Genomic DNA, 21999 nt, shown 5'->3' on the forward strand with positions numbered 1-21999 from the left:
ATATAGGTAGATCATTTGATCTGAGGTGATGCGCATGGATATGGAACAAAAGAAAATTCGATACCTTGAGAAGATCAAACAGCTTCGGTTGATGGATGACACGTTCTTTAACAGCTGCTTCGACGGGAATATTCCCTGTATGGAGGTCGTGCTTCGTGCTGTGCTGGGCAATGATCGCCTGCGTGTGACGGAAGTCATCACGCAGCAGAGTGTGCCGAATCTCTACGGACGTGCTGTACGATTTGACGCACTTGCAACCGATGGCGAGACCATTTACGATGTGGAGATACAGCGCAGCGACGAGGGGGCAAATCCCCGTCGAGCGAGGTTCAACAGCAGCATGATTGATTCGCGTGAGGTCAGCAAGGGAACACTCTTCCCCGATCTACCGGAAACCTACGTCATCTTTATCACTGAGCATGACGTTTGGAAACGTGGGAAACCGCTCTACACGGTGAGGCGAACATTCGAGGACACCGATGAGGTATTTAACGACGGCACACATATTCTCTACGTCAACGGAGAATGCCAGAGTGAAAGCCCGCTCGGACGTCTCATGCACGACTTCTTTTGCAGTGATCCGAACGATATGTACAGCGACGTGCTCGCCGAGCGCGTACGCTTTTTCAAAGAAGACGAAAAGGGGGTTGCCGCTATGTGCAATGTGATGAAAGAAATTTACGATGACGGATTTGCGAGCGGAGAGGCACAAGGAGAGGTTCGCGGTGAGGTTCGTGGTGAAATTCGCGGTGCAGAAACAGAACGCATAAAAAGCATCAAAAACCTCATTTCAAGCCTAGGCATCACCGCCGAGGCAGCGATGGACGCGCTGAAGATTGCTAAGACCGATCAGCCAAAGTATCTGGCACTCCTCTAAGGGGAAGTCTGCATCACTTTCAACGTACGCTTCTTCAAAAAGTGATGCACCGTCCGCCGAGCTGTTGTCCCCTCGTCCGCCCTGTCCATGTAAATAACATGGTATGGATAGCCCCATAGACATGGATATTCTGCAAAAATGACACAGGACAAGGGACAAAACTAGCTATTTCGTCCGCTGAGAAGGAGATCACAGACCTCTCGTAAAGACCTCAAAAGTGATGCACAAGGGAAAGCGAGGATGCTGCACGGCATCCTCGTTTTTTATGTCATAATCACCTATTTCTCTTACCTCAAAATCCATGTTCAAAATCTCGTGTGCCCAAAATGTGCCCAAAATCGTATTTTTCACCCAAAAATAGAGACAGAAAAGGCTTCGTGGAAATCTCCACGAAGCCTTATTTTTCAATGGCAGAGAGGGTGGGATTCGAACCCACGGTGGCTCATCACCACACTTGATTTCGAGTCAAGCACCTTCGACCACTCGGACACCTCTCCATGCCGCTGTGCGACAAGTCGCATTATATCATAGGAGCGAATGCATGGCAAGGAATTTTTCTGCATTATATGCCAGTTCGTGGATAACGCAAGAAAAATTGACACCGCCTGTGCATATTCCATACTTCCGCCGTCAGCTTCAACTTGCGCACGCGCCTCGGCAACAAGCTCGCTAAACGTTGTGAGGGCTAGGAGCTGACGATTCGTAAAGAGTTTGTCGAACGTATCCAAACCATAGTTCGTACACCAAATATTGCGGGGAGCATTTGCCAAGGGCTGGACAGGAACATCCGTCGGCTTGTGAACCGTTGCGGCATTTGTCTGCACCTCATCAGCGGGCAGATACGTTCGTCCATTCACCCCCTCGGCAACAATCCCCATCAAATCCGCGCCCATGCGCTCCGCTGTCGCCTCTGTCTTGATATACTCGGGCGTTGCCATCTCCCCACAGCAAAGGCAGCGAAACTTCGCGCCGCGCCCCATCTTCGGCGGCTCTGGTGCGCCCTTTCCCTGCCTTACCTCATAGCGAATATGCGTTCCCTCAATAATCGGCTGAATGTATGCCTCTTTTCCCTTTTTCTTCGACAGCTCAAAGCTGCTCGCGATCGGCATTTCGCAAGCACACGCAGGATTCGGACATTTCACAGTCCTTGTCCAGAGCCATGCGATAACGGTATGCTCCACGCCATCGGCATCCTTGACCTTCGGATAGAGGTGTCCAATCCTTTCAAACGCCCGCTGCTTCATCCACTCACCGTAGTAGCGTACGTCCTCGGCGAGGCCACGCGTGCCCGACCAGTCGTCCTCCGTGAGTTTGTTCCTCTGTGCCGCGGGGTTCACGGGCGGCTGCGCCCTGCAGTCATCATTCCGTTCAAAAAGACGAAAGAGGACGCTGTCGCCGCGCTCAAGAAGTTCTACCAAGGCCGGTGGCTGCTCCCCGATGCATTCAAGGACGCGAACCGCATCAAGGAGATCCAGTCGATGTACGTTCCGTTCTGGCTCTTTGATGCCGATGTCAACGCAAGTGCGACGTTCCGTGCGGAGACCGACTATGTGACGGAGACCTCGGCTGAGACCATCACGGAGACACGCATCTACGCCTGTCACCGCAGCGGCACAATGTCATTTCACGCCGCCCCCGCAGACGGCAGTCATCGTATAGACGACAACTATACGGAGAGTATCGAATCTTTTGACTTCAGCGCGCTCATCCCCTTTTCGCCCGCCTATCTTGCCGGGCATCTCGCGGACAAATATGATGTCGATGCCAAGGCCTCCGCGCCGCGCATTGATCGGCGCGTGTGCACGAGTGCGGTCAGCATCCTCGCGGACACGGTCAAGGGCTATCACCGCCGCAGTCTCGATGGCAATGCGCAGATCGCAAAGCGGGACGGCGCCGAGCGCTATGCAATGGTGCCCGTGTGGATTCTCACGACGTGCTACGAGAACCAGCCCTATACATTCATGATGAACGGGCAGACGGGCAAGGTCGTCGGCTCGCTGCCCATCGACCGTCGCAAGGCACTCCGCTATCCGCTCATCCCTGCGCTGATTGCGCTGCCGCTGCTCTACTACGCCATCAAGTACATCATCGGATAGGAGAGTGTCATAACAAAGCCAATACATCGTATCTCAGTCGCACTTCTCCTGCTCCTCATGGCAATATGTACTCTGCCAATATCGGCAAATGCCGCCCCAGCAGAGGGCAGTGCTCCTCTCCTCTCGGATGAGGCGGGTCTGCTCTCCGCGGATGAGGCGGCATCACTAAGCGCCGCGCTCGAGGAGCTCAGTGCGGCGCACGGGGCACGTATCGCCGTCTATACGCTGAGGGATCTCCACGGCAAAAGTGCGGCGCTGGCGGCAAACGAGATCAATGACCGCCTCGCACCCACGACAGAAAACGGTGCGATCGTCCTTCTCATTGCGCCGAAGGATCGCGACTGGCATATCTCCAGCAGCAGCAAAATGCGCACGCGCATCACCGACGGAAGGTGCATGGATGCACTGACCGAGGCGTTCCTCCCCGCTCTGCGCAAGAACCGCTATGCGGATGCGTTTACCGCCTACGCCAAGACGACGGACATGATGCTCACTCACTATGAGAAGGAGGGCACGCCCTACGGACCCGCGCACGGCGTTCAATGCGACGGCACTCGGTATCGCGGCTCTCCTCGCCCTCGTCATCTTCTGCCTCGTTCGCTGCTTCCTGATCCGCAAGATGAGCAACATCGCCGCGGCAGCAGCAGCGGATGCGTACCTCGATCACAAGAGCTTTCAGCTCACGCAGAGCGACGACAACTACATCACCTCGCGCGTCGTGCGCACGGCGAAGGCAAAAACCTCCTCGTCATCGACCTCCTCGGGCGGCGGCAGCCACGGCGGCACGGGCGGGAAGTACTGAGTGGCTTTATAAATGTGCCTGCTGATCTATCGGTGATGCCTTAACTCACAGACGCCCCCTAGCATGCGTGCCCGTTTTGTTCTATAATAGAACGCATCTCATTCGGCAGGGGGCATTTTGTGTGGCAACAACAAGGGTAAGGACCTATAACTATCTGATCTCGTGCGGGCATCTGTGCTCGGACATCAATCAGGGCGCGCTCGCGGCGGTGCTGCCGTTCCTGATCGCGGCCTATCACTACGACTATGCGACGGCGGCGACGCTCGTGCTGTTCTCAAATCTCGTCGGCTCGGTGGTGCAGCCGATCTTCGGGCAGCTCGCCGATCGACACAATCGTCCGTGGCTGATTCCGCTCGGGCTCCTCCTCGCCGGCGGCGGCATGGCACTCACGGGTGTGGTGACGACGTTCCCCGCTCTGTGCGCAGCAGTCGCGGTGAGCGGGACGGGCGCGGCGATGTTCCACCCGCAGGCGGCGCGGCTCGTGCATCACGCCTCGGCGGAGGGCGAGCGCGCGAAGAATATCAGCATCTTTTCTTTTGGCGGCAATCTTGGCTTTGCCCTCGGTCCTGTGGTCATGACCGCCGCCGTGACAACGTTCGGCCTCGTGGGAACGCTCGTCTTTCTCATCCCCGAGGTCATCATCTGCGCCGTCTTCCGCCATCATCTGCGTGGGCTCTACAAGCTGAACGCTGCACCGCAGGCGGCGGAGGAAAAGGCACGTCCGCAGGGCGTCAATCAGTGGAGCTCGTTCCTGCGTCTGACCGCCATTGTCTTCGGGCGTTCGATCATTTTCTTCGGCATCAATACCTTCCTCGCGCTGTACTGGATTCAGGCGCTCGGACAGACGGAGGCGATAGGCAACGCCGTGCTGAGCGTCTACTATGCAATCGGCGCGGCGTGCACGCTGCTCGGCGGGCGGCTCGCCGACCGCTATGGCTATCACCGCATGATCCGCATCGGAGCGGTGATTCTGCCGCCGTGCATCTTCCTCTTTACGCAGGTACACTCCCTCGTGCTCGCCGCCCTGCTCCTCCTGCCGATTGCGGCGTCACTCAGTCTCATCTACAGCCCGATGGTGGTGCTCGGTCAGCAGTACCTCCCGAACCGCGTGGGGCTCGCCTCAGGCGTGACGCTCGGGCTCGCGGTCAGTGTCGGCGGCGTCTTTACGCCCGTGCTCGGCCATATCGCAGATGGACAGGGACTCACGACGGCACTCCTCACCGTCGCCGCCATCGCCCTCATCCCCGCTGTGTTCGCCTTCCTCCTGCCGCCTGTGAAAAGGGGCGCATCCGCATGACCTACACGACACGCTATTCCTCGCCGCTCGGCAAAATTATCCTCGTGAGCAACGGTACGGCACTGACGGAGCTGGACTTTGCAGAGGATGTCTCCGCCGCATCAGCGACGCGCACGCAAAAAGACCTCCCCGTGTTCGAGGAGGTCTCTCGTTGGCTCGATGTGTACTTTGCGGGGCGTGATCCCGGTGCTCTGCCGCCGCTCGCGCCGCACGGCACGGCATTTCAGCAGGCGGTATGGAAGATCCTGCGCAGGATTCCCTACGGCACGACGACGACATACGGCAGGATTGCCGCGCATATCGCCGCCGCACGCGGCGGGCGGATGTCGGCACAGGCCGTCGGCGGTGCGGTCGGGCGCAACCCGATCTCCATCCTCATTCCCTGTCACCGCGTGATCGGTGCAGATAGCAGCCTCACGGGCTATGCGGGGGGGCTCGACAAGAAGGAAGCACTGCTGCGGCTGGAGGGCGTACAGCTCCCTCCTACAGGTGTAGAAACTCTGCGGGGGTAAGGATGCGGGGCGTCGTCAAACCAGACGCCAAGAAGTCCTTATCCCCTGTCAACAGCACATCTACCTTGGCAGCATAGGCAGCCTGAAGGATTGATCGGTCTGCCGCATCACGAATCTGCTGTTCTGCCGGGATGATCTGTTCCGGCACGGCAACGAGTTCGATTGTCTCTTATGCAAGCTGCAAAAAGTGTTCCATGGCTGGTATCTTCTGCGGAAATTTCCGCGCAAAAATACGCTTCAATTCACTGACATTCTGATCGCAGAGGATCGCTGTATGCGGATATGTGACGGCTTTTACATAGGCACGATACGGTGTCCCATGTCCAAGGATTGCAGAAATTAGGACATTCGTATCAATCAGAATGCGCACGATTCACTCTGCGGCGTTCCTCTTCCACCAGTGCCATGACATCGTCCTCCGTCAGATCTGCTCCCACGCTGCCCATCTCGCGATGTATCGTCTGCATCGCATAGACGGCAGAGTTCACCAGCCGCACGGAGCCCTGCTCCACCACGAAGGTCACATGACTACCGTTTGTGACCCCGAGGATGTTGCGCACATCCTTGGGGATCGTCACTTGCCCCTTTGCCATGACCTTTGCATTGTCAATAAACGTATCTGATGAAACAGCCATTGCCACGGTGAACACCTCCTCAAAGTAGGAAAAGTAGGGATTCTTCCTTCATTATAGCAGAAAGCCCGCACCTCATCAATCAGGTCTTACTCCTCCTCCGCCTCTCTCTGTTCACGTGACGCCTTCGCCTGCTGGGCAATCGCGTCACAGACACAGCCGCCCGTGGGAATAGTGACGCCTCGCTTGCGTGCCTTGTGTGCCTCGTAGCGGCGTTTGCCCTCCTCGAAGGCGGCACGCGCCTCCTCGGTCTTGAGCTCGAGCGGCGGCACGGTCTTCGGGCGTGCGTTGCGGTCAAGCGCAACCATGGTAAAGTACGCTGAGAGCCCGAGCTGCGGATCGCTGCCCTCGTCAAGATCCTCGACGATGACGTTGACGGAGATCTCCATCGAGCTGTGTCCGACGTAGACGATATCTGCCGTCACGACGACGAGGTCGCCGATGCGGATCGGCAGGTGAAACTCGAGCTCATCGACACGTGCCGTGACGACGTTCGAGCGCGCGTAACGGCGCGCCGCCGCGTATGCCGCCGAGTCCATCAGCTTCATGATCTCGCCGCCGTGCACGTTCCCGTTCGGGTTCGCCTGGCTCGGCATCATGACCTCGCTGATGACGATGCGGCTGTCCTTCATTTTGCATTCACTCATATTTTGTTCCATCCCTTCCATAAATTACGTAGATCAGAGTGATTTTACCACACTTTACTGAAAAAAACCGTCGCATTGGAAACAAAAGATGATCGGCAAAAAGAGCCGCCCTTCAGATGAGCTGCACAACGAGCACGCCCCGCGGCACGTGCTGAAAACGATCGGGGAGAGCGCTCGCACGCGCAAAATACGCCTTGACACCCGCGTCTCCATCGGTGGTATAATCACCATAAGAATGGATTGGGAAACAGGAAAAGGGGGATTACGTTGTATCTGGAAAAAATCACGTCGCCTGCTGACATCAAGGGATATACGGCAGAGCAGCGCAGGGCGCTTGCACAGGAGATGCGCGAGGCGCTCCTAAAGCGTGCGAGCATTCACGGCGGCCACTTTGGCCCCGACTTCGGCGCGGTCGAGGCGATCATCGCCCTGCATACGGTGTTTGACTCACCGACGGACAAGATCGTCTACGATGTGTCGCATCAGTCCTACCCGCACAAGATGCTGACGGGGCGCGTCGAGGCGTATCTCGTGGAAAAGGAGTACGACGAAGTCTCGGGCTATACGAATCCCGAGGAGAGTCCGCACGACTTTTTCAACGTCGGGCACACGTCCACCTCGATCAGCCTCGCGACGGGTCTTGCCAAGGCGCGCGACCTCGCGGGACGCAGGGAGAACATCATCGCCTTCATCGGCGACGGCTCGATGTCGGGCGGCGAGGCACTCGAGGGGCTGAACGTCGCGGGCGAGATGCAGACGAACTTCATCATCGTCTTCAACGACAACGACCAGTCCATTGCCGAAAACCACGGCGGCATGTATAAGGAGTTCCGCCGCCTGCGCGAAACGAACGGAAGGGCGGAGAACAACCTCTTCCGCGCGATGGGCCTCGACTACCGCTACGTCGCCGACGGCAACGACTGCGAGGCACTGATTGATACGTTCCGCGAGGTAAAGGACAGCCAAACGCCCGTCGTCGTCCACATCCATACGCAGAAGGGCAAGGGCTACAAGTTCGCCGAGGAGGATCGCGAGACGTGGCACTACCGTATGCCTTTTGACATTGAAACGGGCGCGCTGAAGAACCCGTACACCGATCCCTTCCTTGCAGCGACGGTGGACTTCGTCAAGGCAGAGGCACAGAGGAATCCGAACTTCGTCTTCCTCGCGGCGGGTACGATGGGCGGCATCGGGCTCACGCCCGCCGACCGCGCGGCGCTCGGCACGCAGTACGTCGATGCGGGCATTGCCGAGGAGCAGGCCGTCGCGATGGCGTCGGGGCTCGCACGCGGCGGCGCACGCCCCATCTTCGGTACGTACAGCACGTTCTTCCAGCGCGTCTACGATCAGATGTCGCAGGATGTCGCGGTCAACAACAGCCCTGCCGTCTTCCTCTCGACCTACGCGTCGCTCTATGGGATGAACGATGTGACGCATCTCGGGTTCTTCGACATCCCGCTCTTTGCGAACATCCCGAACCTCGTCTTTCTCGCGCCTGCGGGACTCGAGGAGTACCTGGCGGTACTGCGTTGGGCGGTGACGCAGACGGCACATCCCGTCATGATCCGCGTGCCCGTCATGGGCTATGAGACGTCCCCCTACCCCGTGCGCACGGACTACAGCGCGCTCAACCGCTATCAGACCGTCACGGAGGGCGCGGAGGTCGCCATCATCGGAGCAGGCAGCTTCGCACAGATGGCGAGCGATGCCGCCGCCGAGCTCGCAAAGGAGGGCGTGCACGCGACGGTCATCAACCCGATCTTCCTCTCGGGGCTCGATACGGAGCTGCTCAACGGACTGAAAGCGAAGCACCGCCTCATCCTCACCCTCGAGGACGGTACGCTCGAGGGCGGCTTCGGGCAGAAGATCGCCGCATACTACGGCATGGATGAGCACATCCGCGTGCGCTGCTACGGCCTCTCGAAGGAGTTCCACGACCGCTACAATGCCGAGGAACTGGCGCGGGAACATCATCTCACCGCCGAGCAGATCGTGGCGGATACGCTGCGCACGCTGAAGAAGAAAGAGTAAAGGAGAATCCCATGAAAAATGTTCTGATCGTCTCGGGGCATACCGATTTGCAGGGCGACTCCTGCGTCAATAAAATCATCATGAAGGACATGGGCGAGCTGCTGCCCGATGCGGTGCTCGATGACCTCTCCGCGCTCTACCCCGACTACCGCATCGATGTCGCGGCAGAGCAGGCGAAACTCGTCACGGCGGGCGTCATCGTCCTGCAGTTCCCGATTTTCTGGTACAGCATGCCCTCCCTCCTCGCAAAGTGGATGGAGGATGTCTTTGTCCGCGGCTTCTCGCACGGCTCGACGGGCAAGGCACTCACAGGGAAGAAGCTCATCCTCTCCTTTACGACGGGCGCGCCCGAGACTGCGTACGGTGCAGACTTCCCCCTGGAGATGCTGACGGGACGCTTCCGTCAGACGGCAGGGCTGACGGGCATGATCTGCGAGGGCTATGTATATACGGGCGGTGTCTCCTACGCCGACCGCACGGATCCTGCGCGCGCCGCCGCCATGCAGGAGAAGGCTCACGCACACGCAAAGCGTCTCGCGGAGAAGATTGCAGACGTTTGACCGGACGAAACCGAACAAAAACGACTGCGGTACGAGGTGAAATTACCTTGTACCGCAGTCGTTTTTGTTGTACTGTATATTTTCCCAGTTCGTTTTTAGAATATATACTGCAATAGTGGCAGTGTATTTTAGTTCGCCATCACCTTCAGAAGGATAATGTATTTTCCATCAATACCGGGGATCACAGGCCTTTCACATCGGCCACAACGACCTTGAGTCCATTCATGATACGCAACCGCGAATTCACCCCTTTACCATCAAGCGCGCTGGCGAGTTCATCCTCCTCACCATAAGGCAGCAATACGACCACGCTCAATAAATGTTTTCCCCTGGATGCCCCCACATAAAAGAGTCTTCTTCCCTCGTCGGAGGAAAACGTTTGTGCATCGCCATCAATGAGAATGACGACATCCGATTCAAGGCCCTTAAATTTTCGCGCCGTTGTAAAGGATACGTGCTCCGTAGATATATCCTGCGCAATGACTTCGGACAGATGTGAATCTGCGTACTGGAGCTCTTTTGTCAGGGGAGATTGTTCCATCGTTTTCAACGTCAATATGGTGATTTGATTGGGGCGAAAACCTTGTTTCTCATAGTATCGTATGATTTTTCCAATTCCCGCAACATATGTGCTTTCTTCATTAAAGATAAACAGTTTCGGCTGCTCGCCCTCCAACGCCGAACTCTCGATACGCATTTGTATGGGATCACATGGAATGGGACAGATGGCGGTTTCTGCAATTCTCTTTGTATTTCTGCAATTCTTCGAAAGCTTAAGGCGACATTCAAAATGATGCAGCCAATCTAACTGATCCCTTTTCTGTACGAGTTGATTTTTATCAAAAAAGATATAACAACAACCACGATGCTTTTTGGCCAGCTCATACAACTGTGTATTCCACTCCGCAAAGTCCTGTCCTTCATCGATAATGATATGCCGATAAGGCCATCTGTCTGTCTTGCTTATTGACTCCAAGTACTGTCGTATGTCGCGGTCCGTTATATTACGTCTTAGCGATTGATATACCAGCATGTAAATCGTAACAAACGTCACATTCCGGAGTTCATCTCCATACATCTGCTCAAGATATTCTGACAAATACTTGTTGAAGACAAGGAACAGAACAGGTTCATTCCGTTCGTTCAGACTTCTTGCCTTCTCCACGGCAAGCATCGTCTTTCCTGTTCCCGCAGTCCCCTGAATGACAGCATAATCTACCTCATCCAGATAGTCAATCAGACGCGCTTGTTGCCGCGTCATACGAAAGAATATGCGTTCATTCTCAGCCGCCAATGTAGATGCACTAGGAATGGCATGGAACACTGGTGCCAGCCCCTTTAGAATTATCTCTCCATATGCCTTGCTCGGGGTATGGATGCGCATATTATAATGGGCACAAACATCCCGAAGGGATGCCATGGGATTGCTGAGATTCTCACGCGTCAGGATCATACGTTCATGATAGGTCGGTGGAAATTTACCGTGGATCTGCTCCTTGGTAACTGAGGTAAACCAGACTGCCGGCTGCACGCACACCTCCTTCCCGATCCGTTTTTCCTTGAGCAGAGGGATAATAAGATTGAATTTAGTTTTATTCGCTTGGACCAGCGGGCGCACCTCATGCTGCTCGTGTGACTTTCGGTTTTCTTGGATGATTTTATTGTCCTCGCAATGGATCGCTCCTGCCTTTACTTCGATCACAAGGATGCCATATTGCGGCAAATAGACAATAAAGTCTGCCTCCCCCCAAAGTGTTTGACCAAATGGCTTACTCTGCCAAGCAATGGAGTGAAAGACAAGGCAATCTGAAGGCAACCTCTGCTGCAACGCCTCATATACTTCCTGTTCTCCAACACTGCCATTAAAATCTTCATCCGTCTCAACTTGCGGTATCATGCGTGCCATGTAAATCAACCTTTCAGATTTCTGGTCATCGCCCGAAGATTCTCTTCTCGCAGAAGCTGGACACACCAATGATCCTGCCCGAGGCTCTTGGTGTCTTCATTGGAAATCCGTTCCGGAAAAACCATTGTGCGTGACTGCTCCCACAAGAATAGTCCACCATAGCTGTGCACGCCCACTTCGACCTGAAAATTGACTTTCGTCGGTAGTGGGATTCCCTGTTTCTCATAATTCGAAAGATCGAGCGTGAGTAACTTTCCCAGTTCACGCCAGCCTGTAACGCCCATATCAGCGGGTGTATTTCCTCCTATAATGCTGACCTTGATGGGTGTATTCGTATCCGTGTGTGGCTTTTCGACGGCAGATCCTACAGATGCCACCGCCGTTCCCGCAGGCGATATCAATGCATCGCAAACCCATTCATCTTTTCCCAAAAAATATTGCTCAATAATCGCCCATCGACGCTCTGTTGTGAGTGACTTGGTCATAAATCCATTCATAATCCTAATGGCATTCTCGTGACGCTGATTGATATCCTCCAAAATAGTATTACGATATTTCGTCTCCGGCATAGAGAGCTGCAGTAGTTTCCCTGGATCATTTATGCGCACAAAAATCTGCGGATTTCTGCCTCCCTCAACTTCATAGCTGGCAAGATCAAAGATTTGAAGGACAGAGGCCAAGAACTGGTTATTATTCGGCTTACGCATACGCGGCTTTTCCTGCCCCGTGGACAGAATCGGAATATATACCACAAAGTCCTGCCCGTTAATATTAGGCCGCGCAGTCTGCAGATATCCCTCCAACTTTCTCCCGATAGAAGTTGCCTTCCCACCTGATATCATATAGCCTACTTCATTCCCTGTTTGGCTTTTTCCAGATGTGTCTTTTTTTCGCTTGATAAGAAACTTCCAATCACCTTTGGGCGGATCCCATGCAGAACCTGATTCCGTCTCACCAACGAATAATTCCAATAGCAGCCGTATATACTCATCCGGCTGCCTACGTCCATAATACCGATTAAACACGGTCTTAAATTCCTGGAAGGAGAACATTCGCGCTCCGTACTCTCGTTTTAATTCGCTAAAACTATCTTGCAAGCACTTTGCGATCATCGCCATACTCTCCTGTGCCTTCTCATAGCCATTGGTATAATGAATGACTAGACGGAGATGCGGGCAAAACACGACATCGTGAAATACATCACCAAATAGTTCGCCATTAAAAAATTTATATTTGAACTGAGCAAACGTCATTGTGTCAAACCCCTGTTCCCACAGTCGGTTTAACTCGACTTCATAAATACCTCCTGTCCGTGATACAGCAATGGGATTATTTCTATGAAGCCCCTCGTTCCTCGGATAAACATCGTTTACCCTTTCGCAATAGTTTCCATATTGACGCAGAAAATCTTCCTCTACCTCCGGCGGAATAGAGATGTACTGCATTGTGAGCATCACCCGCGGACGCATAGTAATAACCTTAAAGCGATACTTTCTATACAGGTCTGTACTAAGCAACATAAGCCCTGTTTTAACCGCATTGTCTATATCTTTGCTGTCAAATAGAAAATCGAATTCATCCGCTGCGATGAGCAGGTTTCGTGTTCTCTTTCCCGATGCATTCCTCGACTGTGCGTAAAGCGTATAGAGCTTCTTCATCATGGACTTCAACTGGTACTGTCGAAGGCTTGACATCCCCCAGAGTCTACGAACACTTTTCATATCCCCAACAGCAAAATCAATGCTCGCATGCCCCTGGGGAAGTTTGCGCGCTGCACGGCCAATTTCCTGAACATAATCCGCCAAAGTGCCAGTCGGTGCATAGTGATAAACGTTAAGAATATCAGGTATATTGACACCCATCCCAAACGCCTTCGTAGCAAGCATGACAATGGATTCTCCACAAAGGAACGATTCGTATGCTGCTTGCTTTTCCTTGCTCTCCATACCACCATAGTATCTGGTGGTACGCTTCGACGCAAACTCATGTCGTACAGTCAATTTCTGATAAACTTCATCGATCTGTCTAGTATACGGGAAATAGACAATAGTTTTTTCGCCGCGTGACACAAAGTCTGCAATTCGTTTTGCGACAATATCGGCTTTAGCTTCGCTGTCTGTGTCCTTGGTCAAGCGGCGTATCGAAAAATCGATATTGTCGCGTACAACATAGCCTAGATACATGTGCCTCTGCTCGCAGTTCAAGTTAAGGCTTTCCTGAAGGTCGTCGATAACATCATTATCTCCGCCGTATACAGCAGTCGCCGTCAGGCAAACAACGGGGAATTGCATCTGCGCACTATGCTGCCATTGATTCTGGCGAACCCCGGTAATATAACTGCCGAGGAACCAATAATCCACACGAAAGTCTCTCCCCCACGAGGTAACTAAATGTGCCTCATCCACGATCATAAGGCCAATGTGCCGTTCGCCAAATAAATCCTGAATACTATGTGCAAGGAGAAGTTCGAGGGATAAATAGACAATCGAATATGTACCATCCTTGATGCCACTCAGACGTTTCTGACGCTCCTCGTAGGTAATGTTGGAATTGATAAAGGTTGCATAATAAATCCCTTTTTCTTCCAACTCACGCACCTGATCTGCCATCAGTACGACAAGGGGTGAAATCACAATGGTCACATAGGGTTCACTCTGCTCCGAAAGATAAATTGCCGGAACCTGAAAGAGAACAGACTTCCCTGCCCCCGTTGGTGCGGTCACAATAATATCCGAATATGCCCTTCCAATTTGTGCTTTCTCGCACTGATCCAATATATCAGAAACGATAATTCCCTGCGATACATCCTCAGTCTCTGTATAATTCTCCGGATCTAATGGATCTTTATAAAATTTTATCGATCTAAATGTGCTCCCTGCTCCCCAGTACTTTTGAAACGTCGGTAGATAACGATCCGCCTCTTGGCTGCGCTCACCTTCTGCTTCTCCCACAAAGCAGACATGATAAACGCCCCCTAGCGTATTCATTGCCCGAATGCACTTCAACTGGCCATCTGTCATACCAACAACCCGATACGTCCGATTCTCTAACTCTCCTCTCTGCAGCCGCTCAGCATAATGTGGCAACTCCATTCGTGTAATACGAACGGCATCATCGGGCACATTGCTCGGCTCTAAAGCATTTTTTGTATCCACCATCCCATAAAATCCAACTTCTTTGACATCCTCACGCCCCATATCTGACGTAGAATGGCAATGAATGAAGCTGCACAACGATTCTCTCGTGTCTCCAGGGCAGTCGACATAAAGATGAAATAAAGGGAGTTCTTCTTGGTCGATTTTGTCATCCTGCAAAGCGGAATAATCCCTTTCCCCCAAGGGAAGCGGATATGAATTGTCAAAAACATCATTGTAGACGACAACGATATGATCCGGCACACTAAATTTATGCAGCGTTTGTCGCATAACTATGAGTTCCTCATAGTAGATCCAAACACTTTGCGTCAAAGTAAAGAATGAACGAGTCAGTTCATCAGACTCACTCAAAAATTCTTCAGCACTTGGGTAATGCGCGTGTACACCTCTGATCATATGGGGGAGGAATAGAACTTTTCTTGGGAACTCCAACACAGCCAAATACTCAAAGTTCTGTTTTATTTTATTACATTTTAATATATTAAGTCTACACAAGAAAAATTGCATTTCGATATAGAACCCAGTCCATTTCAGCTCCTTATGCCATCACCATTTTTGTATGCTGCCAGCAGAAAATTATGCCATCGTTACGGCGATAAGAGTTATTGAAAAGCCCCTCCATTTATAGTATAATATCTGTATTATTGGTTCACGTGTGCCTCCACATCGTGCGGCACAGAGGATATGGTCATCTATCTATTCGGATGGGAGAGGTTTTATATGACGCAGGAGACAGTAACCATCGAGAACAAGACGGGCATTCACGCGCGTCCCGCATCGGTTTTCGTTCAGACGGCGACGAAGTTCAAGTCCAAGATCCAGATCGAGGCAAAGGGCAAGAAGGTCGATGCCAAGAGCATTCTCATGCTGATGAGCATGGGGCTCGTGCAGGGCACGCAGATGAATATCATCGCCGAGGGTGAGGATGAGGCAGATGCCGTGAAGGCTCTTGCCGATCTCGTCAACTCGAAGTTCGGCGAGGAGTAAGACCATACGGAGGACGCCCGAGGGTACATATTCCTCGCGGCGTTTTTTCATCAGTCACCACAGAAAAATTTTCACTGTGCAGATTCCCATGGGGAAAGGGGATTGTTATGGCAGAAACCATCCGTGGAAAAGGCGTCATCTCCGGCATCGCTGTCGGACAGGTCCTGCTCGCGGGGCAGAACCTTGACGGCTACCTTGCCGCCTATAAACCAGGTACGGTGGACGAGGAGCAGGCAAAGGCGAATGAGGCAATCTCCGCCGTCACTGAGGTGCTGCTCTCAACCATCGACCGTCTGCGCAAAGAGGAGCAGACGGAGCAGGCCGCCATTCTCGAGGCGCACCGCATGATGGTGCAGGACCCCATGATGGCGGAGAACATCGCCGCCAAGATCGCGGCGACGGGCAGCGCACCGCAGGGCATCCTCGACGCGGCGAACGAGCAGGCACAGCTCTTTGAGCAGATGGAGGACGAGTACTTCGCCGCGCGCGCGGTCGATCTGCGCGACGTGGGCAAGCGCATCGCGAAATACGTCCTCGGCGTCAAGGAGCCGGAGATCGGCTCCAGTCAGGTCATCCTCGTCGGCGAGGAGATCGAGCCGTCCGTCGTCGCAGGCATGCCCACCGAGCAGATCGCGGGCGTCATCCTCGGCTCGGGCAGCGCGACGAGCCACGTCGTCATCATCGCAAAGGCACGCGCCATCCCGACCGTCCTCGGCATCGGCGACAAGATCGACCTCATCCATGACGGCGACGAGGTCATCCTCGACGGCAGCCGCGGCGACATCGTCATCCGCCCGACGGAGGAGGAGCGCTCCCTCTACGAGACGAAGATCGAGGAGCAGAAAAAACTCGCGGCGCACTACGCCGCGCTCAAGGATCTCCCCGCCGTCACAAAGGACGGCGTGCGCGTCGAGCTGACGGCAAACATCGGCACGCACATGGACGTGGACAACGCACTGACCTACGGTGCGGAGGGCGTCGGGCTGTTCCGCTCCGAGTTCATCTTCATGGGCTCGACAACGATCCCGACGGAGGAGGATCAGTTCAAGGCATACCGCGCTGCGGTCGAGAAATGCGGCGGCAACATCTGCGTCATACGCACGATGGACATCGGCGGCGACAAGCCCCTGCCCTATCTCAACATCGACCCGGAGGAGAACCCATTCCTCGGCTATCGCGCCCTGCGCATCAGCCTCGACCGGCACGACCTCTTTCTCCCGCAGATCAAGGCGATCCTGCGCGCCGGCCTCTACGGCAAGGCGGCGATGATGGTGCCGATGGTCATCAGCGTCAGCGAGATCCAGCGCGTGCAGAAGCTCGTCGAGCAGGCCAAGGTTGAGCTCGCCCACGAGGGCAAGGAGTACTCCGACGACGTACAGGTCGGCATCATGGTCGAGACCCCTGCCGCCGCTGTCGTCTCCTCACTCCTCGCACCGTACGTGGACTTCTTCAGCATCGGAACGAATGATCTCATTCAGTACACCCTCGCGGTCGACCGCGGCAACGCGCAGATCGCCCATCTCTACAACCCGTTCAATCCCGCCGTCCTGCGTCTCATCAAGCGCACAATCGAGAGTGCGCGCGAAGCGGGCATCTGGGTGGGCATGTGCGGCGAGATGGCAAGCGACCCGTACGCCGCCGTCCTCCTCCTCGGCATGGGCATCTCGGAGCTCTCCATGAGCGCGCCGTCCATTCCGCGCGTCAAGGAGATGATCCGCTCCGTCACCATGGAACAGGCAAAGCAGCTCCTCGACGATGTGATGAAGATGGAGCACGGCGTCGATATCCGCGCCTACATGCACAAGACGCTCGAGGCATCGGACGCCAGCGCGAAAATCTGAGGAATCGCTGATCCGTGATTCTCTGAAAATCTATGCAGACTAGGGGCTGTTGACGAAGTGACAAACTTCGTATCACAGCCCCTGTTTTGTGCCCCTTCCACCGCTCTCGCGGTCCCCCTTCCCCGTGATAGCGGGAAGGCTTTGGATAACGGCATAGCAGCTTCCCCCGCTTGCGGGGGAAGTGGCGAACGCAGTGAGCCGATGGGGGCAGCCCCATTTTCCATGTGGAGGACATAATGACCCTATCCATCGACAGCACCGCCTGTGTCTCCTGCGGCATGTGCGCGGAGCGGCTGCCCGACCTCTTCGTGATCGATCGCACGCTGCGCTGCGCCCGCCTCCTGCGTCAGCCCGCCCTGATGGAGGAGGACGATGCCCTCGAGGCGGCGGAGGACTGCCCGACGGGGGCGATAGTTTTTTGTACGAAAGCCGTCTCTTTGTGATAAAATAAGAATATCATTTTGTGTCAGGGACAAAGGGGGATATATCATGACAGAGGTAACGAAATCACCGTTCGGCACGATGCCGGATGGGCGCGCGATCGAGCTCTATACACTGCGGAACGCACGCGGGACAACCGTCGCCGTCACGACCTATGGGGCGCGGCTCGTCTCGTTTGCGCGCAAGGTGAACGGCACACCGATCGACATCGTACTCGGCTATCGGAGCGGCGCGGACTACCTGCGCGACACAACGTCGATGGGCGGCGTCGTCGGACGACACGCCAACCGCATCGCGGACGGGCGCGTCACGATCGGCGGGCATACCTACCAGCTCGAGCAGAACTCGGGCTCGCACAAGCAGAACCACATTCACGGCGGAACGCACGGCCTGCACTACCATCTCTGGGCGGCAGAGCCCGTCGCAGATGGCGTGGCCCTCACGGCGATCAGCCCCGAGGGAGAGGGCGGCTACCCCGGCAACCTCGAGGCGACTGTGACCTACCGCCTCACCGACGACGACGCGCTCATCCTCTCCTACCGCGCCGTGAGCGACGCAGACACCGTCTGCAACCTCACGAACCATGCCTACTTTAACCTCGACGGCACAGCCGCCCCCTCCGTCATGGAGCACACGGCGGAAATCTTCGCCGATGAATTTACATGGGCGGACGCCGAGTCCCTGCCCGACGGGCGCATCCTCCCCGTCGCGGACACGCCGATGGACTTCCGTGCGCCGCATCGCATCGGCGAGCGCATCGACGCGGACTACGACGAGCTCCGCATGGCCGGCGGCTACGACCACAACTGGGTGCTGCGCGGCGATCCCGCCCCCGCGCCCTATGCCCACCTCAAAAAGGCGGCGCGCGTCACGAGCGCACAGACGGGGCTCGCCCTCGACTGCTGGACGACCCAGCCGGGGCTGCAGTTCTACACGGCAAACGCCCTCGGCAAGTCGCCCCTCGTCGGCAAGGGCGGTGCTCCCTACACACGGCGCAGTGCGTTCTGCCTTGAGACACAGTTCTTCCCGAACGCATTCGCGCATCCGCATTTCCCACAGCCCATCCTGCGTGAGGGCAAGGTCTGGACGGCGGAGACCGTCTACCGCCTGAGTGAGCTCTGAGCGGGCATATTTCATCGTGAGACTGCTGCGCACCTTCTGCGCAGCAGTTTTTTGTCCACATCATTCCATATCCATAGAAATCCTTTATGCTGTACGAGGTTTTTTCAATCATTTATTTATACAAAATTGCTAGACTTTTGCAGGTGTGGGCGCTAAAATAGGAGCAAGAGTTGTGCTTTCGTCACAAAAGTTAAGGGAGGATTGTAAATGAACATTCACGAGTACCAATCCAAGCAGGTTCTGCGCGAATTCGGCGTCAATGTCCCGAAGGGACTGCCGGCGTTTACCGTTGATGAGGCGGTTGCGAACGCGGAGAAGCTCAGTACCCCCGTCATCGTCGTCAAGGCGCAGATCCACGCAGGTGGACGCGGCAAGGCAGGCGGCGTCAAGATCGCAAAGAACAAGGATGAGGTCCGCGCCTACGCACAGGAGCTCCTCGGCAAGACGCTCGTCACCCACCAGACCGGCCCCGAGGGCAAGGTCGTGAACCGTCTCCTCATCGAGGAAGGCTCGAAGATCAAAAAGGAATACTACCTCTCGTTCGTCGTTGACCGCCAGACGGCGAGCATCGTCATGATGGGCTCCGAGGAGGGAGGCGTGGAGATCGAGAAGGTCGCCGCCGAGTCCCCCGAGAAGATCATCAAGGAGTACATCGACCCCGTCATCGGGCTTGCTCCGTTCCAGGCGACGCGCATGGCGTACGCCATCAACATCCCCGGCCCCGCGGTCCGCAAGGCGGCGGCACTCATGCAGGGACTCTACGCTGCATTCATCGGCAAGGACTGCTCGCAGGTCGAGATCAACCCGCTCGTCGTCACCGAGGACGACGATGTGATCGCGCTCGATGCGAAGCTCAACTTTGACGACAGTGCCCTCTTCCGTCACCCCGACATCGCGGAGCTGCGCGACGAGACCGAGGAGGATCCGAAGGAGCGCGAGGCAGCGGCCGCAGGGCTCAACTACGTCAACCTCGGCGGCGACGTCGCGTGCATGGTCAACGGCGCAGGCCTCGCCATGGCGACCGTCGACATCATCAAGCACTACGGCGGCGAGCCTGCGAACTTCCTCGATGTCGGCGGCGACTCCGAGCCCGAGAAGATCGCCAAGGCATTCAACATCATGCTCGAGGGCGGCCAGGCCAAGGGCATTTTCGTCAACATCTTCGGCGGCATCAACCGCTGTGACAACATCGCCAACGGCATCATCGAGGCGGCCAAGATCATCTCGAAGGACGGGAAATCCCTCCCGGTTCCCGTTGTCGTCCGCCTCGAGGGCACTAAGGTCGAGGAGGGACGCGAGATCCTCAAGAATACGCCGATCGGCAACGTATTCCCCGCACCCACGATGGAGGGCGGTGCAGAGCAGATCGTGAAACTCGTCGCACAGGCGAAGGCGTGAGAGAGGGAGGTATACGATATGTCAGTCATGATCGATAAGGACACCAAAGTCATCGTCCAGGGCATTACGGGCAAAGCGGCCATGTTCCACACCCAGCAGATGCTCGACTACGGCACAAAGATCGTCGCAGGCGTCACCCCCGGCAAGGCAGGCCAGGAGGTGCACGGCGTCCCCGTCTTCAACACCGTCGCCGACGCCGTCAAGGCAACGGGCGCAACGGCATCTGTCATCTACGTCCCCGCGCGCTTTGCGGCGGACTCCATCCTCGAGGCGGTTGACGCAGAGCTCGACCTCGTCGTCTGCATCACCGAGCACATCCCCGTGCTCGACATGGTGAAGGTACGCCGCTACATGCAGGGCAAAAAGACCCGCCTCGTCGGGCCGAACTGCCCCGGCCTCCTCACCTCTCAGCAGTCGAAGCTCGGCATCACGCCGGGCACCGTCAGCAAGCCCGGCCACGTCGGCCTCATCTCGCGCTCCGGCACCCTCACCTACGAGGCGGCGTTCCAGCTCACGAACGCGGGCATCGGCCAGACGACCACCGTCGGCATCGGCGGCGACCCCGTCAAGGGCACGGACTTCATCGACGCACTCCAGCTCTTTAAGGACGACCCCGACACCTACGCCGTCCTCATCATCGGCGAGATCGGCGGCACAGCCGAGGAGGACGCGGCGAAGTGGATCAAGGAGAACATGCCGAACAAGCCTGTCTCCGCCTTTATCGCAGGACGTCAGGCGCCTCCGGGCAAGCGCATGGGCCATGCCGGCGCCATCATCTCCGGCGGCAAGGGCACGGCAGCGGATAAGGTCGCAGCGCTCAACGCGGCAGGCATTCCCGTCGCGGACACCGTCGCCCACATCGGCGAGACCATGGTCAAACTCCTCAAGGAAAAGGGCCTCTACGACAAGTGCCACACCTGCTAAGCAGCAGAAAAGCAGCGAATCCCCCGCACACGATGTGCGGGGGATTTTTGCGTGCAGTCTATGGCATAAACGCACGATCTATATCTCTGCCACCATAGATGACGCGAAGGATGGTAACTTTTTCCTGCGCTGTGTCTACCGTGTAGAATACCTCGAAATGATCCACGGGCATGATGCGGACTTGCGGATATCCCGCAAAGTGTTTCGGGTATGCGCGAAATCGCATCGGCAGCTCTGCAAGACTGAGAATCTGTTTCCTGATCCGCGCAAGCTGTGTATATGCGTTCTCCGGTGCTCGCAAAGTATCCGAAATATATCGAAAGAGATTTCTAAGATCTGCCGCCGCCTGAGATGAAACATCAACCCGATACTGCATGATGTCCCTCCATCATCTCCGCAAACACTTCCTCCGCTGGACGGACTCTGCCTGCCGCAAGGTCTTCTAAGCCCTTTTTCAGTTCGCACTCGAGCTCTGCCTCACTGAGATCGGCACGATGGAGCGGCCGTGTTGCCTCCTGTTCCTTCACAGAGAACGGCAGCCCACGATGGATGAGGCACTGACGCAGGAATACATTGACGGCGGTGGAGAGATCGAGCCCGAGATTCTGGAAGAGTGCCATCGACTGCGCCTTGACGTCAGCATCAATACGGATCTGTGCGGATACGGTTGCCATAGGATCACCTCCTTTTTACATTCGATACACTTATTATATCGTTTTTGCGATACAACGTAAACAATTTTTCAAAAACACATCGTCCATCGTGTGGTGC

Annotated in this window: 19 protein-coding genes, 1 tRNA gene and 1 pseudogene; 14 read left to right on the top strand and 7 right to left on the bottom strand. The window is 55.7% G+C overall.

The window, feature by feature from the left end; translation table 11 throughout:
• Positions 1–34 precede the first annotated feature (34 nt).
• Entirely contained in the window at positions 35–877 is an 843-nt protein-coding gene (locus ADJ74_RS03240) for an Rpn family recombination-promoting nuclease/putative transposase (RefSeq protein ID WP_253271714.1), read from the top strand.
• Positions 878–1285: 408 nt separating this feature from the next.
• On the opposite strand, the gene ADJ74_RS03245 is transcribed toward ADJ74_RS03240, so the two are convergent.
• Positions 1286–1374: transfer RNA gene (locus ADJ74_RS03245), tRNA-Ser, on the bottom strand.
• A 675-nt stretch (positions 1375–2049) separates the two neighbouring features.
• On the opposite strand from ADJ74_RS03245, the gene ADJ74_RS03250 reads away from it, so the two are divergent.
• The 5 genes and pseudogenes from ADJ74_RS03250 (at position 2050) to ADJ74_RS03270 (ending at position 5584) form a co-directional block, all read left to right on the top strand.
• Positions 2050–2973: a hypothetical protein gene (locus ADJ74_RS03250; RefSeq protein WP_050341847.1), complete on the top strand. Its 924-nt coding sequence runs from the start codon at positions 2050–2052 to the stop codon at positions 2971–2973.
• A gap of 57 nt (positions 2974–3030) precedes the next feature.
• A pseudogene (locus ADJ74_RS11690) lies at positions 3031–3393 on the top strand (TPM domain-containing protein); the annotation flags it as partial.
• 79 nt (positions 3394–3472) lie between these two features.
• Complete coding sequence (locus ADJ74_RS11500) at positions 3473–3775, top strand: hypothetical protein (RefSeq protein WP_050341851.1); 303 nt, start codon at positions 3473–3475, stop codon at positions 3773–3775.
• A 121-nt stretch (positions 3776–3896) separates the two neighbouring features.
• Complete coding sequence (locus ADJ74_RS03265; RefSeq protein WP_071844286.1) at positions 3897–5072, top strand: MFS transporter; 1176 nt, start codon at positions 3897–3899, stop codon at positions 5070–5072.
• On the top strand, positions 5069–5584 hold the full coding sequence (locus tag ADJ74_RS03270) for a methylated-DNA--[protein]-cysteine S-methyltransferase (protein ID WP_009753658.1): 516 nt from the start codon (positions 5069–5071) through the stop codon (positions 5582–5584). The genes ADJ74_RS03265 and ADJ74_RS03270 overlap by 4 nt, the downstream gene beginning before the upstream one ends.
• 353 nt (positions 5585–5937) lie before the next feature.
• Here the strand turns inward: ADJ74_RS03270 and ADJ74_RS03280 are convergent, their stop codons facing one another.
• Positions 5938–6219 carry an AbrB/MazE/SpoVT family DNA-binding domain-containing protein gene (locus ADJ74_RS03280; protein WP_050344184.1) on the bottom strand — a complete coding sequence of 94 codons (282 nt, stop codon included), beginning with the start codon at positions 6217–6219 and terminating at the stop codon, positions 5938–5940.
• 86 nt (positions 6220–6305) lie between these two features.
• Positions 6306–6863: an acyl-CoA thioesterase gene (locus ADJ74_RS03285; RefSeq protein ID WP_050344185.1), complete on the bottom strand. Its 558-nt coding sequence runs from the start codon at positions 6861–6863 to the stop codon at positions 6306–6308.
• Between the two features lie 267 nt (positions 6864–7130).
• Between ADJ74_RS03285 and ADJ74_RS03290 the strand changes: the two genes are divergently transcribed.
• Positions 7131–8894, top strand: a complete 1764-nt coding sequence (locus ADJ74_RS03290) for a 1-deoxy-D-xylulose-5-phosphate synthase (protein WP_050341857.1) — start codon at positions 7131–7133, stop codon at positions 8892–8894.
• A gap of 11 nt (positions 8895–8905) precedes the next feature.
• A complete protein-coding gene (locus tag ADJ74_RS03295) occupies positions 8906–9454 on the top strand; it encodes an NAD(P)H-dependent oxidoreductase (RefSeq protein ID WP_050341859.1) in 549 nt (182 codons plus the stop codon).
• A 181-nt stretch (positions 9455–9635) separates the two neighbouring features.
• Here the strand turns inward: ADJ74_RS03295 and ADJ74_RS03300 are convergent, their stop codons facing one another.
• Both ADJ74_RS03300 and ADJ74_RS03305 read right to left on the bottom strand, forming a co-directional pair.
• Positions 9636–11360: a nuclease-related domain-containing DEAD/DEAH box helicase gene (locus tag ADJ74_RS03300; RefSeq protein WP_157040582.1), complete on the bottom strand. Its 1725-nt coding sequence runs from the start codon at positions 11358–11360 to the stop codon at positions 9636–9638.
• 5 nt (positions 11361–11365) lie between these two features.
• Positions 11366–14785, bottom strand: coding sequence for a DEAD/DEAH box helicase (locus tag ADJ74_RS03305; RefSeq protein WP_172664501.1), 3420 nt, complete (start codon positions 14783–14785; stop codon positions 11366–11368).
• Between the two features lie 450 nt (positions 14786–15235).
• Between ADJ74_RS03305 and ADJ74_RS03310 the strand changes: the two genes are divergently transcribed.
• The 6 genes from ADJ74_RS03310 to sucD all read left to right on the top strand — a co-directional run bounded on the left by ADJ74_RS03310 (position 15236) and on the right by sucD (position 21228).
• Positions 15236–15502, top strand: a complete 267-nt coding sequence (locus tag ADJ74_RS03310; protein ID WP_039981290.1) for an HPr family phosphocarrier protein — start codon at positions 15236–15238, stop codon at positions 15500–15502.
• Positions 15503–15609: 107 nt separating this feature from the next.
• Complete coding sequence (gene ptsP / locus ADJ74_RS03315; RefSeq protein ID WP_006690567.1) at positions 15610–17343, top strand: phosphoenolpyruvate--protein phosphotransferase; 1734 nt, start codon at positions 15610–15612, stop codon at positions 17341–17343.
• Between the two features lie 236 nt (positions 17344–17579).
• The gene (locus tag ADJ74_RS03320; protein WP_039981288.1) at positions 17580–17786 is read left to right on the top strand and encodes a ferredoxin; all 207 of its coding nucleotides are present in this window, start codon (positions 17580–17582) and stop codon (positions 17784–17786) included.
• 46 nt (positions 17787–17832) lie between these two features.
• The gene (locus ADJ74_RS03325; protein ID WP_050341865.1) at positions 17833–18906 is read left to right on the top strand and encodes an aldose epimerase family protein; all 1074 of its coding nucleotides are present in this window, start codon (positions 17833–17835) and stop codon (positions 18904–18906) included.
• A 207-nt stretch (positions 18907–19113) separates the two neighbouring features.
• Positions 19114–20304: an ADP-forming succinate--CoA ligase subunit beta gene (gene sucC, locus ADJ74_RS03330; RefSeq protein WP_050341867.1), complete on the top strand. Its 1191-nt coding sequence runs from the start codon at positions 19114–19116 to the stop codon at positions 20302–20304.
• A gap of 18 nt (positions 20305–20322) precedes the next feature.
• Positions 20323–21228, top strand: a complete 906-nt coding sequence (sucD, locus tag ADJ74_RS03335) for a succinate--CoA ligase subunit alpha (RefSeq protein ID WP_050341869.1) — start codon at positions 20323–20325, stop codon at positions 21226–21228.
• A 58-nt stretch (positions 21229–21286) separates the two neighbouring features.
• Here sucD and ADJ74_RS03340 read toward each other — a convergent pair whose 3' ends face one another.
• Positions 21287–21604, bottom strand: a complete 318-nt coding sequence (locus ADJ74_RS03340; RefSeq protein WP_009753632.1) for a type II toxin-antitoxin system RelE/ParE family toxin — start codon at positions 21602–21604, stop codon at positions 21287–21289.
• Entirely contained in the window at positions 21588–21902 is a 315-nt protein-coding gene (locus ADJ74_RS03345; RefSeq protein ID WP_009753631.1) for a type II toxin-antitoxin system RelB/DinJ family antitoxin, read from the bottom strand. Before ADJ74_RS03345 ends, ADJ74_RS03340 begins: the two co-directional genes overlap by 17 nt.
• Positions 21903–21999 lie beyond the last annotated feature (97 nt).

Source organism: Selenomonas sp. oral taxon 478, assembly GCF_001189555.1.
GTDB lineage: Bacteria > Bacillota > Negativicutes > Selenomonadales > Selenomonadaceae > Centipeda > Centipeda felix.